Raw genomic sequence first — 13,749 nt, forward strand, 5'->3', positions numbered from 1 at the left:
AGATCGCTGATGCCACAGGGGAAGCCGAGCACGGTGCCCGACGACGGCCTGACGACCCGGCAGCGGCGGCACCGGCCACTGCTGATCGTCCACACCGGACAGATGAAGGGGAAGTCGACCGCCGCGTTCGGGTTGGCGCTGCGGGCCTGGACCGCCGGCCTGCCGATCGGGGTGTTCCAGTTCGTCAAGAGCGCCAAGTGGCGGGTGGGGGAGGAGAACGCCTTCCGGGCGCTCGGCGAGGTGCACGAGCGCACCGGTCAGGGCGCGCCGGTGGCCTGGCACAAGATGGGCGAGGGCTGGTCCTGGATCCAGCGCGCCGGTGCGGCCGACCACGCCGCCGACGCGCTGGAGGGCTGGCGGCAGATCCAGCGCGACCTGGCCGCCCAGCGGTACGGGCTGTACGTGCTGGACGAGTTCACCTACCCGATGAAGTGGGGCTGGGTGGACGTCGACGAGGTGGTCGCCACCCTCGCCGACCGGCCCGGCTTCCAGCACGTGGTGATCACCGGGCGCGACGCCGACCCACGGCTGGTCGAGGCGGCCGACCTGGTCGCCGAACTGACGAAGGTCAAGCACCCGATGGACGCCGGTCAGAAGGGCCAGAAGGGTATCGAGTGGTGACCGACCCGACGACGCCCTGGGCGCTGCCCCGGCTGGTGGTGGCCGCGTCGGCCAGCGGGCACGGCAAGACCACGGTGGCCACCGGGCTGCTCGCCGCGCTGCGCCGCCGTGGCCTGACGGTCAGCCCGCACAAGGTCGGTCCGGACTACATCGACCCCGGCTACCACGCGCTCGCCGCCGGCCGGGCCGGCCGCAACCTCGACCCCTTCCTGGTCGGCGCGGACCGGATCGCCCCGCTGCTGCGGCACGGCGCGAGCGTGCCCACGCCCGCCGACGTCGCCGTGGTCGAGGGCGTGATGGGCCTGCACGACGGCGCGGTGGGCCGGGGCGGGTTCGCCTCCACCGCGCACGTCGCGCGGCTGATCGACGCGCCGGTGCTGCTGGTGCTCGACACCACCGCGCAGGGCCGGTCGGCCGCCGCGCTCACCCTCGGCATGGCCGCCTTCGACCCGACGGTGCGCATCGGCGGGGTGATCCTCAACCGGGTCGGTTCGCCCCGGCACGAGACGCTGCTGCGCGACGCGCTCGCCGAAGTGGGCGTGCCGGTGCTCGGGGCGGTCACCCGGGCCGCCGAGGTGGCCGCCCCGGCCCGGCACCTGGGGCTCGTCCCGGTCGCCGAGCGGGCGCCCGAGTCGCTCGCGATCGTCGCGGCCCTCGCCGACCTGGTCGAGTCCACGGTGGACCTGGACGCCGTGCTCGACCTGGCCCGCACCGCCGCGCCGCTGCGGGTGCCCGCCTGGGACCCGGTCGCCGCCGTCGGCGGCCCGGCCGGCGGGGACCGTCCGCTGGTCGCGGTCGCCGGCGGTCCGGCCTTCACCTTCTCGTACGCGGAGACCACCGAACTGCTCACCGCGGCCGGCGCCGACGTGGTCACCGTCGACCCGCTGCGCGACCCGGCACTGCCCGCCGGCACCCGCGCGGTGATCGTCGGGGGCGGTTTCCCCGAGGCGTACGCGGAGGCGCTGGCCGGCAACGCCACACTCCGTGCCGAGGTGGCCGCCTTCGACGGCCCGATCGTCGCCGAGTGCGCCGGGCTGCTCTACCTCGGCCGGTCCCTGGACGGCGCGGCCATGTGCGGGCGGCTCGACCTGACGGCCCGGATGACCGGCCGGCTGACCCTCGGCTACCGGGAGGCGGTCGCCGCCGCCGACTCCCCGGTGGCCCGGGCCGGCGACGCGGTACGCGGCCACGAGTTCCACCTCACCACCACCGACCCCGGCCACGGCGAGCAGCCGGCGTGGCGCTGGAACGGCGCGGCGCACGGCTTCGTGGCCGGCCGGGTGCACGCCTCCTACCTGCACACCCACTGGGCCGGCCACCCGTCCGCCGCCCGGCGCCTGGTCGAGGCGTGCCGATGACCGCCGGGGCCGCCGCGCCGGTCGACGCCGTGCTGACCGGGATCGGCGTCGGGCCCGGCGACCCGGAACTGCTCACCCTCAAGGCGGTACGGGTGCTGCGTGCGGCCGACCTGGTCTTCGTTCCCGTGATGGCCGATCGGCCCGCGGGCGCCGCGGACCAGGGCGGGGCCGCCGGGCGGGCCGAGCGGACCGTGCTGGCGCACGTCGGGGCGGACCGGCTGCGCCGGCTGCCGTTCGCCCTGGACGACCGGGGCGGCGTGAGCCCGCGCCGGGCGGCGGCCTGGGACGCCGCCGCCCGCGTGGTGGTCGAGGCGGTCGACGCCGGGGCGCGGGCGCTCGCCTTCGCCACCATCGGCGACCCCAACGTCTACTCCACCTTCGGCTACCTGGCGCAGAGCGTCCGCGCGCTGCGCCCGGTGGTGCGGGTCGCCACCGTGCCCGGTATCACCGCCATGCAGGAGTTGGCCGCGCGCAGCGGCACCCCGCTCTGCGAGGGACGCGAGCCGCTGACCCTGCTACCGGCGACCGCCGGGCTGGCGCTCTTCGCCGACGCGCTGGCCGGCCCGGGCACCGTGGTCGCCTACAAGGGCTGGCGGCGGCACCCGGAGCTGGTCGGGGAGCTGCGCCGGCAGGGCCGCCTCGGCGACGCCGTGCTCGGGTGCGGCCTCGGGCTGCCCGACGAGCGGATCGGCGCGGTGGACGACGCCGAGCACGACCTGCCGTACCTGTCGACGCTGCTGGTTCCCGCCCGCCGGGACCGCCGAGGAGGAAAACTGTGACCGGCTCCGGAAAGGTGTGGTTCGTCGGGGCCGGCCCCGGCGCGGCGGACCTGTTGACCCTGCGGGCGGCCCGGGTGATCGCCGACGCCGACCTGGTGATCTGGGCGGCCAGCCTGGTGCACGCCGACGTGCTCGGCCACGCCCGGGCCGACGCGGAGATCGTGGACTCGTCGCAACTGCCCGTCGAGGGAGTGCTGCCGCTGTACGAGCGGGCCGCGCGGCGCGGGCTGACGGTGGCCCGGATCCACTCCGGCGACCCGGCGCTCTGGGGCGCGGTGCAGGAGCAACTGGACCTGTGCCGGGCGCTCGGCCTGGCCGTCGAGATCGTTCCCGGCGTCTCGTCGTTCACCGCCGTCGCCGCGATCGCCGGACGCGAACTGACCGTCCCCGAGGTCGCCCAGTCGGTGATCCTCACCCGTCTCGAAGGCGGCAAGACCCCCATGCCGCCCGGCGAACGGGTCCGCGACTTCGCTAGGCACGGCACCACGATGGCGCTGTTCCTCTCCGCCGCACGGTCCGGCCAGGCGCAGGCCGAGCTGCTGGCCGGCGGCTATTCGGCGGACACCCCGGCGGTGGTCGCGTACCGGGCGACCTGGCCGGACGAGCTGGTGGTGCGCTGCACGGTGGGCACCCTGGCGGCGACGGTCAAGGAGCACCGGCTCTGGAAGCACACGCTCTTCCTGATCGGGCCGGCGCTGGCCGCCACCGGGACCCGCTCCCACCTCTACCACCCCGGGCACTTCCACACCTACCGGCGGGCGGAGCCGGCCGCCCGGGCCGAACTGCGCCGCCGCACCGCGGCCCACCCCACCGATCCGACGGACGGTTCCCGGTGACGTACCCGGAACCGCCGCTGCGGGAGCCGGACCTGCCGCGTACCGCGAAGGTGCGGCCCACCGCGCTGCGCACCGGCTGGACCACCGGCGCCTGCGCGACGGCCGCGGCCAAGGCCGCGGTGACCGCGCTGGTCTCCGGCGTGCCGCAGCCCGAGGTGGAGATCGGGCTGCCGGCCGGCCGACGGGTCCGCTTCCCGGTCGCCCGCTGCGAGCTGACCGGTGTCCCGCCGAGGCGCGCCGAGGCGGTCGTGGTCAAGGACGCCGGTGACGACCCGGACGTCACCCACGGCGCGGAGCTGACCGCCACCGTCGACTGGGCCGACGCCCCCGGGCTGCGCCTGGCCGGCGGGCCGGGCGTGGGCACCGTCACCAAACCCGGCCTTGGGCTCGCCGTGGGTGGCCCGGCGATCAACGACACCCCGCGCCGCATGATCGACGCGGCGGTGGCCGAGGTGGTCGACCTGGCCGAGGTCGGCGTCCGGGTGGTGATCAGCGTTCCCCGGGGCGAGATCATGGCCCGCAAGACCACCAACCGCCGGCTCGGCATCCTCGGCGGCATCTCGATCCTCGGCACCACCGGGATCGTCCGTCCCTTCTCCACCGCCTCCTGGCGGGCCAGCGTCGTGCAGGCCGTGCACGTCATGGCCGCGCAGGGCGAGCGGACCGTGGTGCTCTGCACCGGTGGGCGTACCGAGCGGGCGGCCCGCGCGCTGCTGCCGGAGCTGCCCGAGGTCTGCTTCGTCGAGGTCGGTGACTTCACCGGCGCGGCGGTCCGGGCCGCCGTCGCCGACGGCATGACCGGTGTGGTGTTCGTCGGGATGGCCGGCAAGCTGGCCAAGCTCGCCGCCGGCGTCCTGATGACCCACTACACCCGCTCGGCCGTGGACCTGTCGCTGCTCGGCGCCGTGACCGCCGAGGCCGGCGGCGACCCGGCGCTGGTCGCCGCCGTGACCGGGGCGAACACCGGCCGGCACGCGTACGAGCTGTGGGAGGCCGCCGGGCTGCTCGGTCCGGCCGGGGACCTGCTCTGCCAGCGGGTCCGGCAGGTGCTGCTGCGCTTCGCCGGGCACGCCGTCACGGTGGACGTGGCGATGGTCGACTTCGCCGGGAGTCGCACGGTCGCCGCCACCGGCCGGTGGGCACGGTGAGCACGGTGACCGTGGTCGGCCTGGACGCGGCCGGTGCGCCGGCGCATCCCGCCCTGACGCCGGCGCTCGCCGCCGCCGGGCTGGTGGTCGGCGCCGCCCGGCACCTGGCCGCGGTGCCCGTACCGCCCGGCGCGGCCACCGTCGCCCTCGGGCCGCTCGCCCCCGCCGTGGACCGGCTGGCCGCCGCCGTCGCCGCCGGCGTACCCGCCGTGGTGCTGGCCAGCGGCGATCCCGGCCTGTTCGGCATCGTCCGGCGCCTGCGCGCGGCCGGGCTGCCACTGCGGGTCGTGCCGGCGGTGTCCAGCGTGGCCGCCGCGTTCGCCCGCGCCGGGCTGCCCTGGGACGGCGCCGCGGTGGTCACCGCGCACGGCCGGGACCCCCGGCCGGCGCTGAACGCCTGCCGGGCGCTGCCGCTGGTGGCGGTGCTCACCGCCCCCGGCACCGGGGCCGCCGAGCTGGGCGTCGGGCTGGTCGGCTGGTCCCGCCGGCTGCTGGTCGCCGAGCACCTGGGCACCGACGCCGAACGGATCAGCGAGGTCACCCCGGCCCAGGCCGCCGCCGGGACGTGGTCCGACCCGCACGTGCTGCTCAGCGTCGCCACGCCCGACCCCGGCGGGATGCGGTGGGACAACCAGCCGGCCGCCGCGCCGGTCGACGGGTGGGCCCTGCCGGAGAGCGCCTACGCCCACCGCGACTCCATGATCACCAAGTCGGAGGTACGTGCCCTCGTCGTCGCCCGGCTGCGCCCCCGGCTGGGCCGGCTGGTCTGGGACGTCGGCGCGGGCAGCGGATCGGTCGGCGTCGAGTGCGCCCTGCTCGGTGCGGCGGTGCTCGCCGTCGAGCAGGACGCCGGGGCCGCCGACGCGATCCGGGCCAACGCCGCCGCGCACGCCGTCGACGTACGGCTGGTCGTCGGGCGGGCCCCGGCGGTGCTGGCCGGCCTGCCCGACCCGGACGCGGTCTTCGTCGGCGGCGGGGGCACCGACGTCCTCGCCGCCGTGGTGGCCCGCCGCCCCGACCGGGTGGTGCTCACGCTGGCCGCCCTGGACCGGGTCGCGCCGGCCGTGGCGCTGCTGCGCGCCGCCGGCTACCGGGCCGGGGGCAGCCAGCTCTCCGCCGCCCGCCTCGCCGACCTGCCCGGCGGGTCGATCCGTCTCGCGGCCACCAACCCGGTGGTCGTCCTCACCGGGGAGCGCACGTGCACCACCTGACCTCGCACGCCCGGATCGGGCTCGTCGCGGCCACCGCCGCCGGCCGATGCCACGCCCGGACCGTCGCCGCCGCCTGGCCGCACGCCCGGCTGGTGCCGGGGGAGAGCGTCGCCGACGCACTGCGAACCGCCTGGTCCGACTGTGACGCGGTGATCGCCTTCCTGGCCACCGGCGCGGTGGTCCGGATCCTCGCGCCGCTGCTCGGCGACAAGCGCACCGACCCGGCCGTCGTGGTCGTCGACGAGGCAGCCCGGCACGCCGTGGCGCTGCTCGGCGGGCACGCCGGCGGCGGCAACGCCCTCGCCGAGGCCGTCGGCGCGCTGGTGGACGCCCGGCCGGTGGTCACCACCGCCACCGATGCGGTCGACCTGCCCGGCCTGGACACCCTGGGCTGGCCGGTGGAGGGTGCCGTCGCCGCGGTCTCCCGGGCCGTGCTGGACGGCGAACCGGTCCGGCTGGTCGCCGACGTCGACTGGCCACTGCCCGCTCTGCCGCCGAACGTGCGCCCGTCCGGTGCCGACGCACCGGGGGCCGCCGACGGGGTGCCGGCCGGCTACCGGCTGCTGGTCACCGACCGGCTGGTGCCGCCGGACGACCGGACCGCCGTGCTGCGCCCCCCGTCGCTGGTCGCCGGGATCGGGGCCAGCCGGGGCGTGCCCGCCGACGAGGTGCGCGACCTGCTGCACCGGGAGCTGACGTCGGCGGGGCTCAGTCCGGCCAGCCTGCGCTGCCTGGCCAGCGTCGACGTCAAGGCCGACGAGGTGGGCATCGTGGCGACCGCGAACGCGCTGGGCGTACCGCTGGTGACGCATCCGGCGGTGACGCTGGCGGCGGTCGACGTGCCGCACCCCAGCGAGGTGGTGCGCGCCGCGGTCGGCACACCCAGCGTCGCGGAGGCCGCCGCGCTGCTCGGCGTCGACGGCCGGTCCGGCGACGCCGAACTGCTGGTGCCCAAGACGGCGTCGGCGATGGCCACCGTGGCGGTGGCCCGGCACGCGCCGCGCGGCCGGCTCGCCGTGGTCGGGCTCGGGCCGGGCGCCGCCGACCTGCGTACCCCCCGCGCGGTCGCCGAGCTGCGCCGGGCGGCCGTGGTGGTCGGCCTGGACCAGTACGTCGACCAGGTGCGCGGCGTGCTGCGCCCGGGCACCCGGGTGGTGGCCAGCGGGCTGGGCGCGGAGGAGACCCGGGCCCGGGCCGCCGTCGCCGAGGCCGCCGCCGGCCGGGCGGTCGCGCTGATCGGCTCCGGCGACGCCGGGGTGTACGCGATGGCCAGCCCCGCCCTGGAGTACGCCGACGAGCGGATCGACGTGGTCGGCGTGCCCGGGGTGACCGCGGCGCTGGCCGCCGGGGCGCTGCTCGGCGCCCCGCTCGGCCACGACCACGCGTACCTGAGCCTGTCCGACCTGCACACTCCCTGGGAGATCATCGAGCGGCGGGTGACCGCCGTCGCCGAGGGCGACTTCGTGGCGCTGTTCTACAACCCGCGCAGCCGGGCCCGCGACTGGCAGCTCGGCCGGGCCCTGGCGATCCTCGCCGCGCACCGCCCACCGGACACCCCGGTCGGCGTGGTGCGCAACGCCAGCCGCGACGGCGAGCGGGTGCACCTGGCCACCCTGGCCACCCTCGATCCGCAGGTGGTCGACATGTACAGCGTGGTCGTCGTGGGCAGCAGCGACACCCGCCTGGTCGCCGGTCGGATGGTCACGCCCCGGGGGTACCGGTGGCGCTCGTGACCATCGGCGCCTGCCAGGGCTGCGGCGCCTGCCTGCTCACCTGTCCCACGCACGCGATCCGGCCGGTCGCCGGCGGCCTGACCGTCCGGGCCGACCGCTGCACCGGCTGCCTGGAATGCGTGGAGATCTGCCCGGTGGACGCGATCCGGCTCACCGACCCCGACGAACGTGGAGGAACCCGATGAGTACGACCGCCGCCAGCACCGCACCTCCGGTCGGCCGCTGGAGCCGCGCCGAACGAGCCCGCCTCGGCGGCATCGTGCTCGCCGTCGCCATGCTGCACGTCGCCGGCTGGAGCTTCTACCTGTACTGGAACAACCAGCCCGCGGCGGCCGGTGGGCTGGCCGGCGCCGGCACCCTGGCGTACGTGCTCGGGGTGCGGCACGCGTTCGACGCCGATCACATCGCCGCCATCGACGACACCACCCGGCTGATGCTGCTGCGCGGTCGGCGGCCGGTGGGTGTCGGCTTCTTCTTCGCCCTCGGGCACAGCGCGGTGGTGCTGCTGCTGGCCCTGATCGTCGGCCTGGCCTCGACGAACCTCAGCGGCGCGGGGCTGGTGCGGGCCCGCGAGCTGGGCGCCACCGTCGCGATCGTCACCGCCACCGTGTTCCTGACGCTGGTCGCGGTGCTCAACGCGGTGGTGCTGAGTGGGCTGGCCCGGCTGTGGCGCCGGCTGCGCCACGGTGGCCTGGACGAGCGGGAGCTGGACCTGCACCTGCTCAACCGGGGGCTCATGCAGCGGGTCCTCGGCGGCCGGGCCCGGGCGCTGGTGCGCTCCTCGTGGCACATGGCCCCGGTCGGTTTCCTGTTCGGCCTCGGCCTGGAGACCGCCAGCGAGGTGACCCTGCTGGCGCTCTCGGCGAGCACCGCCGCCGCCGGTGGCCTGCCGGTGCTGGCCCTGCTGACACTGCCGCTGCTCTTCGCCGCCGGGATGTCCGCCATGGACACCGCGGACAGTCTGCTGATGAGCCGCGCCTACTCGTGGGCGTACCGGCAGCCGGCCCGGCGGCTCTTCTACAACCTGGCCACCACCGCGATGACGGTGCTGGTGGGCGCCGTGGTGGCCAGCGTCTATCTGGCCGGGCTGCTGGTCGACCACCTGGGGATGACCGCGCTCTCCGGGTACGCCGCCGTCGCCGACCACTTCGAGCAGCTCGGATACGTCGTGGTGGGTCTCTTCGTGGCCTCCTGGGTGGGCGCGGTCGCGCTGTGGAAGCTGCGCGGCTACGACCGCCGCTACGCCGGCACGCTGCCCGCCGGCACCGGGGAGCAGCCGTGAGCCGGGTGGTGCACCCGATCGAGGCGGAGTCCTACCGGATCCTGCGCGAGCGGGTCGACCTCACGCACCTGCCGCCGTTGACCCGCGCGGTGACCGAGCGGGTCGTGCACGCCAGCGCCGACCTGGCGTACGTCGACGAGTTGGTCTGCGACGAGGCGGGCCTGGCGTCCGGGCTGGCCGCGCTGCGCGCCGGCGTGCCCGTGGTGACCGACGTGGCGATGGTCGCGGCCGGGATCACCCGGGCCGGCCTGGACCTGGTCTGCCCGGTCGCCGAGCCGGCGGCCGCCGAGCTGGGCCGGGCCGCCGGGATCACCCGGTCGGCGGCGGCCGTGCGGATCGCCCTGGACCGGGTCGGCCCGGGCGCGGTCTGGGTGGTCGGTTGCGCGCCGACCGCGCTTGTCGAACTGCTCACGCTGGCCGCCGCACCGGCCCTGGTCGTCGGTATGCCGGTCGGTTTCGTCGGTGCCGCCGAGTCCAAGGCGGCGCTGCGGGCCAGCGGCCTGCCCGCCGTGTCCAACGTGGGGGAGAAGGGCGGTTCGGCGGTCGCCGCCGCCGCCCTCAACGCCCTGCTCTACATCGAGGAGATGCCATGACCGGTCTGGTCATCGTCGGGCACGGTACGCGCAGCGCGGCCGGGGTCGACCAGTTCGCCGCGCTCGTCGAGCGGGTTCGTCGACGCGGTGTCGTCGGGGACGTCGAGGGTGGCTTCATCGAGCTGTCCCGTCCGCCGCTGACCGACGCGGTGACCGCGTTGGTGGAGCGGGGACACCGGGCGCTGGTGGCGCTGCCGCTGGTGCTCACCGCCGCCGGGCACGGCAAGGGCGACATCCCCGCCGCGATGGCCCGCGAGCAGCAGCGCCACCCCGGGTTGACCTACCGCTACGGCCGTCCGCTGGGCCCGCATCCCCTGCTGCACGCCGCCATCGAGGAGCGGATCGACGCCGCGCTGGCCGGCGCCGACCGGGCCGGTACGTGGATCGCGTTGATCGGCCGGGGCTCCACCGACCCGGACGCCAACGCCGAGGTGGCGAAGGTCGCGCGGCTGCTCTGGGAGGGACGCGGTTACGCCGGTGTCGAGCCGGGGTTCATCTCCCTCGCGGAGCCGTCGGTGCCGGCGGTGCTGGAACGGCTGCGCCGGCTCGGGGCGCGGCGGATCGTGGTGGCGCCGTACTTCCTGTTCGCCGGGGTGCTGCCGGACCGGATCGTCGCCCGGTCGGCCGAGTTCGCCGCCGCGCACCCGGATCTGGACGTGCGGGTGGCCGAGGTGATCGGCGACTGCGACGCGCTGGCGGACCTGGTGCTCGAACGGCACGCCGAGGCGCTGGCCGGGGACATCCGGATGAACTGCGACACCTGCGCGTACCGGGTGCTGATGCCGGGCTTCGCCGACAAGGTGGGCCGCCCGCAGCGCCCGCACGACCACCCGGACGACCCGGTCGACGGTCACCACCATCACCACGGCCACGGCCACCATCACCACCACGAGGCGACGGCGGGGTCGGTCGCGGTCGTCGGCGGTGGGCCCGGCCCGGACGACCTGATCACGGTACGCGGAAAGGCCCTGCTGGACGCCGCGGACGTGGTGGTGGTCGACCGGCTGGCCCCGCACGGGCTGCTCGCGGGCCTGCGTGACGACGTGCTGGTGGTCGACGCGGCCAAGGTGCCCCGCGGTCCGTCGATGGCGCAGGACACGATCAACGCGGCGCTGGTGACGCATGCCCGCGCCGGCCGGCGGGTGGTGCGGCTCAAGGGCGGCGACCCGTACCTGTTCGGTCGCGGCCACGAGGAGGTGCGGGCCTGCGCGGAGGCCGGCGTGCCGGTGACCGTGGTGCCCGGCGTGAGCAGTGCGTTCGCCGCGCCGGCGCTGGCCGGTGTGCCGGTGACCCACCGCGGCGTCGCGCACGACGTCACCGTGGTCTCCGGGCACCTGCCGCCGGGTCACCCGGGCTCGCTTGTCGACTGGGCGGCGCTGGGCCGCGCCCGGGGCACGCTGGTGCTCCTCATGGCGGTGGACACCATCGCCAAGATCGCCGCCGTGCTGGTCGAGCACGGCCGCGCCCCGGAGACGCCGGTGCTCGCCGTGCAGGACGCCGGGCACCCCGGACAACGCGCGGTGCCGGCCCGGCTGGACGAGATCGGCGCGGTCGCCGCCCGGCAGGGTATCCGTCCGCCGGCCGTGTTCGTGGTGGGTCAGGTGGCCGCGCTGGGCTGACCGGCCCGTTCGTGCGGGAGGGACCCTCGCCGAGCGCGGCCACCGCGGCCGTGGGTCGGGCGAAGGCTCCCGCTCAGGGGCTCGCCGGATCCGGCCGGCGGCGCGCGAAGGCGTCGAGCCTGCCCCAGCGGCCGGGAATGTCCAGCAGGGTGATCCGTTCGAAGGCGGGCGGGAGCGCCGGGGTGGTGGCGAGGTGGTCCTCGTGGGGCTCCATGCCCAGCATCGTGCGGAGCAGAAGCAGCGATGCCCCGCTGGACCACGCCTGCGGGCTGCCGGCGGTCGGATACCGGACCGGGTAGCGGGTGGTCCGGCGGTCGAACCCGCCGAACGCCTCGGGCAGGCGACCCTCGAAGAAGCCCGCGGCCTCGATGACTCCTTCGGCGATGCGTCCCGCCTCGTCGGTCAGACCGTAGCGCCGCAGTCCCCAGGCGATGAAGGAGTTGTCGAACGGCCACACGGTCCCGTTGTGGTAACCCAGCGGGTTGTAGCGGGCCTGCCCCTCGGCCAGCGTGCGGACACCCCAGCCGGAGAACAGCGCGGGGCTCATCAGGAGTTCGGCGACCCGTCCGGCGCGCTCCGGCGGGACGATGCCACTCCACAGGAGGTGCCCGATGTTGGAGGACAGGCTGTCCACCGGCGTGCCGTCGCCGTCGAGCGCGAGGGCGTAGTAGCCGCGGTCCGCCAGCCAGAAGTCCCGGTTGAACCGGTCGTACAGGGCCGCCGCCTCCCGCTCCAGACGCTCGGCCAGGGCCGGATCGTTCCAGAAGGCACGCGCCAGCCGGGCCGCGCGGATCTTGGCATCGTAGGCGTAGCCCTGGGTCTCGCACGTCGAGCGGGGGAAGCCGGGGAGTCGTCCGTCGGCGTAGGAGATGCTGTCCCACGAGTCCTTCCAGCACTGGTTGTCCAGGCCGGTGGAGCGGTTACGGCGTTCGTACGAGACGTAGCCGGCGCCGGTGAGGTCGGCGTGGTTGTCCAGCCAGTCGAGCGCGGCGCGCGCCTCCTGTTCCAGCTCACGGACGAGATCCGCGTCGCCGCTCCACCGCTCGTACTCGTCGAGCAGCACCAGGAACAGCGGGGTGGCGTCCACGGTGCCGTAGTACGGCGAGTGGGGTTGCTCCTCGAAGGCCGCTGACTCGCCGTAGCGCAGTTCGTGCAGGATCCGGCCGGGATCCTCCTCCAGCACGTCGTCGGTGCGCGCGCCCTGGAGGGAGGCCAGGATCCGCAGGGTGGCCGGTGCCAGTGACGGCGTGAACGGCAGCGCCTGTAGACAGGTGAGCAGACTGTCCCGGCCGAACAGGGTCATGAACCAGGGCAGCCCGGCGGCCGGCACGGTGGCGCCGCCGAGTGAGAGCGGCGCGAACCGCAACGCCGCCAGGTCCACCAGGCTGCGTTGGTAGACCTGGCGCAGCACCGGGCTGTCGGTGTCCAGGGTCGGAGCCGCCGCCACCCAGGCACGTACGCCGTCGGGCAGGGTCGACGCGTCGGGCCGGTGGACCCGGAGCCCGGCCCGCAGGTCGACGCCGTCGGGTCGCGGCGCTCTCATCTCGGCCCTCACCTCGACCGTCCAACTGGCTCCGGCGTCCAGCCGGATCGGGAAGTCGAGGTGTTCCGGGGTGAAGGTCGCCGGCTGGCTGGCCGTGAGGACCACCTCCCGCTGGAAGGTGGCCCGGCGATAGCCCAGCCGTAGCTCGTCGGGGGTGACGTGCGCGTAGCGTTCGCCGACCTTCGCGTCGGCAGCGAACTTGATCTCGAAGATGTCGGCGAAGTCGGCGGCCACCTCGAGACGCACCGCGAGGTCGAGGTCCGACTCGCCGTAGTTGAAGACGGTGACGGTCTCGACCAGGTCGGCGCCGATGCGGCGTCGTCGGATCGCGGACACGTCCGCCTGGACGTAGTCCATCCGGCCGCCGGGAACGAGGAAGAACGCCACCTCGAAGTACTGGCTGTCGTCCACCGAGAGGGCGGTCATCCGCTCGCCGTCGATGGTCAGCACCCACCGGGACAGGTAGCGCGAGTCGGCGGAAAACAGACCCACCGGCGCGGCCGACGAGGCCTCGATGTCCCCACTGCTGTCGGAGACGACGAACGTGTTCCCGTCGATGCAGGACACGGTGCCCGGCACGTCCCTCACGCGGCGCCTCCACCCTGCCGGCCGGCCGCCGTCACGGGCGCGGGGAACAGCCGTCCGATCCGCAGTGCCAGCGCGAGATCACCGTCGACCATGATCTCGCCCCGGGCGATCGCCGCCAGCCCGTTCATCCCGCCGGCCACCATCGCCACGGCGGTCTGTTCGGAGAGCGTGATGACCGTGGTGGCGGGGCCGTCGTCCTCGGTGACCCGTAGCCGCCCGTGGTCGATGTCGAGCCGCCGGTGGTGTACCCCTCGGTCGTCGTGGATGTCGAACCGCACGCTGCCGCTGACCTTGACGAGCCGCTCGTCGGGGCCGCTCCGATCCAGACCGTCGAGAAAGGCGTCGATCGGCGTCACCCGGACCTCCTCGCTGCCACCGGTGTCTGGCCGGCGGTGGCTACCCGCGCCGGGGCGGCTCTAACACCGCCCACACCGTCGG

Annotated in this window: 12 protein-coding genes and 1 pseudogene; 11 read left to right on the plus strand and 2 right to left on the minus strand. The window is 75.8% G+C overall.

Annotation, left to right across the window (positions count from 1 at the left end; all coding sequences use genetic code 11):
• Positions 1-9: 9 nt before the first annotated feature.
• The 11 genes and pseudogenes from cobO to cobA all read left to right on the plus strand — a co-directional run bounded on the left by cobO (position 10) and on the right by cobA (position 11,180).
• Complete coding sequence (cobO, locus tag AB0B02_RS26280) at positions 10-621, plus strand: cob(I)yrinic acid a,c-diamide adenosyltransferase (RefSeq protein ID WP_281939095.1); 612 nt, start codon at positions 10-12, stop codon at positions 619-621.
• Positions 618-1,979: a cobyrinate a,c-diamide synthase gene (locus tag AB0B02_RS26285; RefSeq protein WP_357304548.1), complete on the plus strand. Its 1,362-nt coding sequence runs from the start codon at positions 618-620 to the stop codon at positions 1,977-1,979. The genes cobO and AB0B02_RS26285 overlap by 4 nt, the downstream gene beginning before the upstream one ends.
• A complete protein-coding gene (gene cobI / locus AB0B02_RS26290) occupies positions 1,976-2,758 on the plus strand; it encodes a precorrin-2 C(20)-methyltransferase (protein ID WP_281939097.1) in 783 nt (260 codons plus the stop codon). The genes AB0B02_RS26285 and cobI overlap by 4 nt, the downstream gene beginning before the upstream one ends.
• Positions 2,755-3,594 carry a precorrin-4 C(11)-methyltransferase gene (gene cobM / locus AB0B02_RS26295; RefSeq protein WP_281939099.1) on the plus strand — a complete coding sequence of 280 codons (840 nt, stop codon included), beginning with the start codon at positions 2,755-2,757 and terminating at the stop codon, positions 3,592-3,594. The genes cobI and cobM overlap by 4 nt, the downstream gene beginning before the upstream one ends.
• On the plus strand, positions 3,591-4,742 hold the full coding sequence (locus AB0B02_RS26300) for a cobalt-precorrin-5B (C(1))-methyltransferase (RefSeq protein ID WP_281939101.1): 1,152 nt from the start codon (positions 3,591-3,593) through the stop codon (positions 4,740-4,742). The genes cobM and AB0B02_RS26300 overlap by 4 nt, the downstream gene beginning before the upstream one ends.
• Positions 4,742-5,953: pseudogene (gene cbiE, locus AB0B02_RS26305) on the plus strand (precorrin-6y C5,15-methyltransferase (decarboxylating) subunit CbiE); the annotation flags it as partial. The gene AB0B02_RS26300 and the pseudogene cbiE, both read left to right, overlap by 1 nt.
• Positions 5,941-7,686, plus strand: coding sequence for a precorrin-3B C(17)-methyltransferase (cobJ, locus tag AB0B02_RS26310; protein ID WP_357304552.1), 1,746 nt, complete (start codon positions 5,941-5,943; stop codon positions 7,684-7,686). The pseudogene cbiE and the gene cobJ, both read left to right, overlap by 13 nt.
• Positions 7,674-7,871 (plus strand): 4Fe-4S binding protein, encoded by a 198-nt coding sequence (locus AB0B02_RS26315; RefSeq protein WP_281939103.1) that lies wholly within the window; start codon positions 7,674-7,676, stop codon positions 7,869-7,871. Before cobJ ends, AB0B02_RS26315 begins: the two co-directional genes overlap by 13 nt.
• Entirely contained in the window at positions 7,868-8,968 is a 1,101-nt protein-coding gene (locus AB0B02_RS26320; RefSeq protein WP_357304555.1) for a HoxN/HupN/NixA family nickel/cobalt transporter, read from the plus strand. Before AB0B02_RS26315 ends, AB0B02_RS26320 begins: the two co-directional genes overlap by 4 nt.
• On the plus strand, positions 8,965-9,561 hold the full coding sequence (locus tag AB0B02_RS26325) for a precorrin-8X methylmutase (RefSeq protein ID WP_281939106.1): 597 nt from the start codon (positions 8,965-8,967) through the stop codon (positions 9,559-9,561). The genes AB0B02_RS26320 and AB0B02_RS26325 overlap by 4 nt, the downstream gene beginning before the upstream one ends.
• Positions 9,558-11,180, plus strand: coding sequence for a uroporphyrinogen-III C-methyltransferase (gene cobA, locus AB0B02_RS26330; protein WP_357304558.1), 1,623 nt, complete (start codon positions 9,558-9,560; stop codon positions 11,178-11,180). Before AB0B02_RS26325 ends, cobA begins: the two co-directional genes overlap by 4 nt.
• A gap of 73 nt (positions 11,181-11,253) precedes the next feature.
• On the opposite strand, the gene AB0B02_RS26335 is transcribed toward cobA, so the two are convergent.
• Positions 11,254-13,302: a glycogen debranching N-terminal domain-containing protein gene (locus tag AB0B02_RS26335; protein WP_357304651.1), complete on the minus strand. Its 2,049-nt coding sequence runs from the start codon at positions 13,300-13,302 to the stop codon at positions 11,254-11,256.
• A gap of 5 nt (positions 13,303-13,307) precedes the next feature.
• Positions 13,308-13,667, minus strand: coding sequence for an SCP2 sterol-binding domain-containing protein (locus tag AB0B02_RS26340; protein ID WP_281939110.1), 360 nt, complete (start codon positions 13,665-13,667; stop codon positions 13,308-13,310).
• Between the last annotated feature and the right edge of the window lie 82 nt (positions 13,668-13,749).

It is taken from the genome of Micromonospora sp. NPDC049240 (assembly GCF_040647835.1).
Lineage (GTDB): Bacteria > Actinomycetota > Actinomycetes > Mycobacteriales > Micromonosporaceae > Micromonospora.

Bases quoted from the DNA above. Each gene is read 5' to 3' on its own strand.
- cobI (WP_281939097.1), top strand. From the start codon at position 1,976: ATGACCGCCGGGGCCGCCGCGCCGGTCGACGCCGTGCTGACCGGGATC.
- AB0B02_RS26320 (WP_357304555.1), top strand. From the start codon at position 7,868: ATGAGTACGACCGCCGCCAGCACCGCACCTCCGGTCGGCCGCTGGAGC.
- cobA (WP_357304558.1), top strand. From the start codon at position 9,558: ATGACCGGTCTGGTCATCGTCGGGCACGGTACGCGCAGCGCGGCCGGG.
- cobO (WP_281939095.1), top strand. From the start codon at position 10: ATGCCACAGGGGAAGCCGAGCACGGTGCCCGACGACGGCCTGACGACC.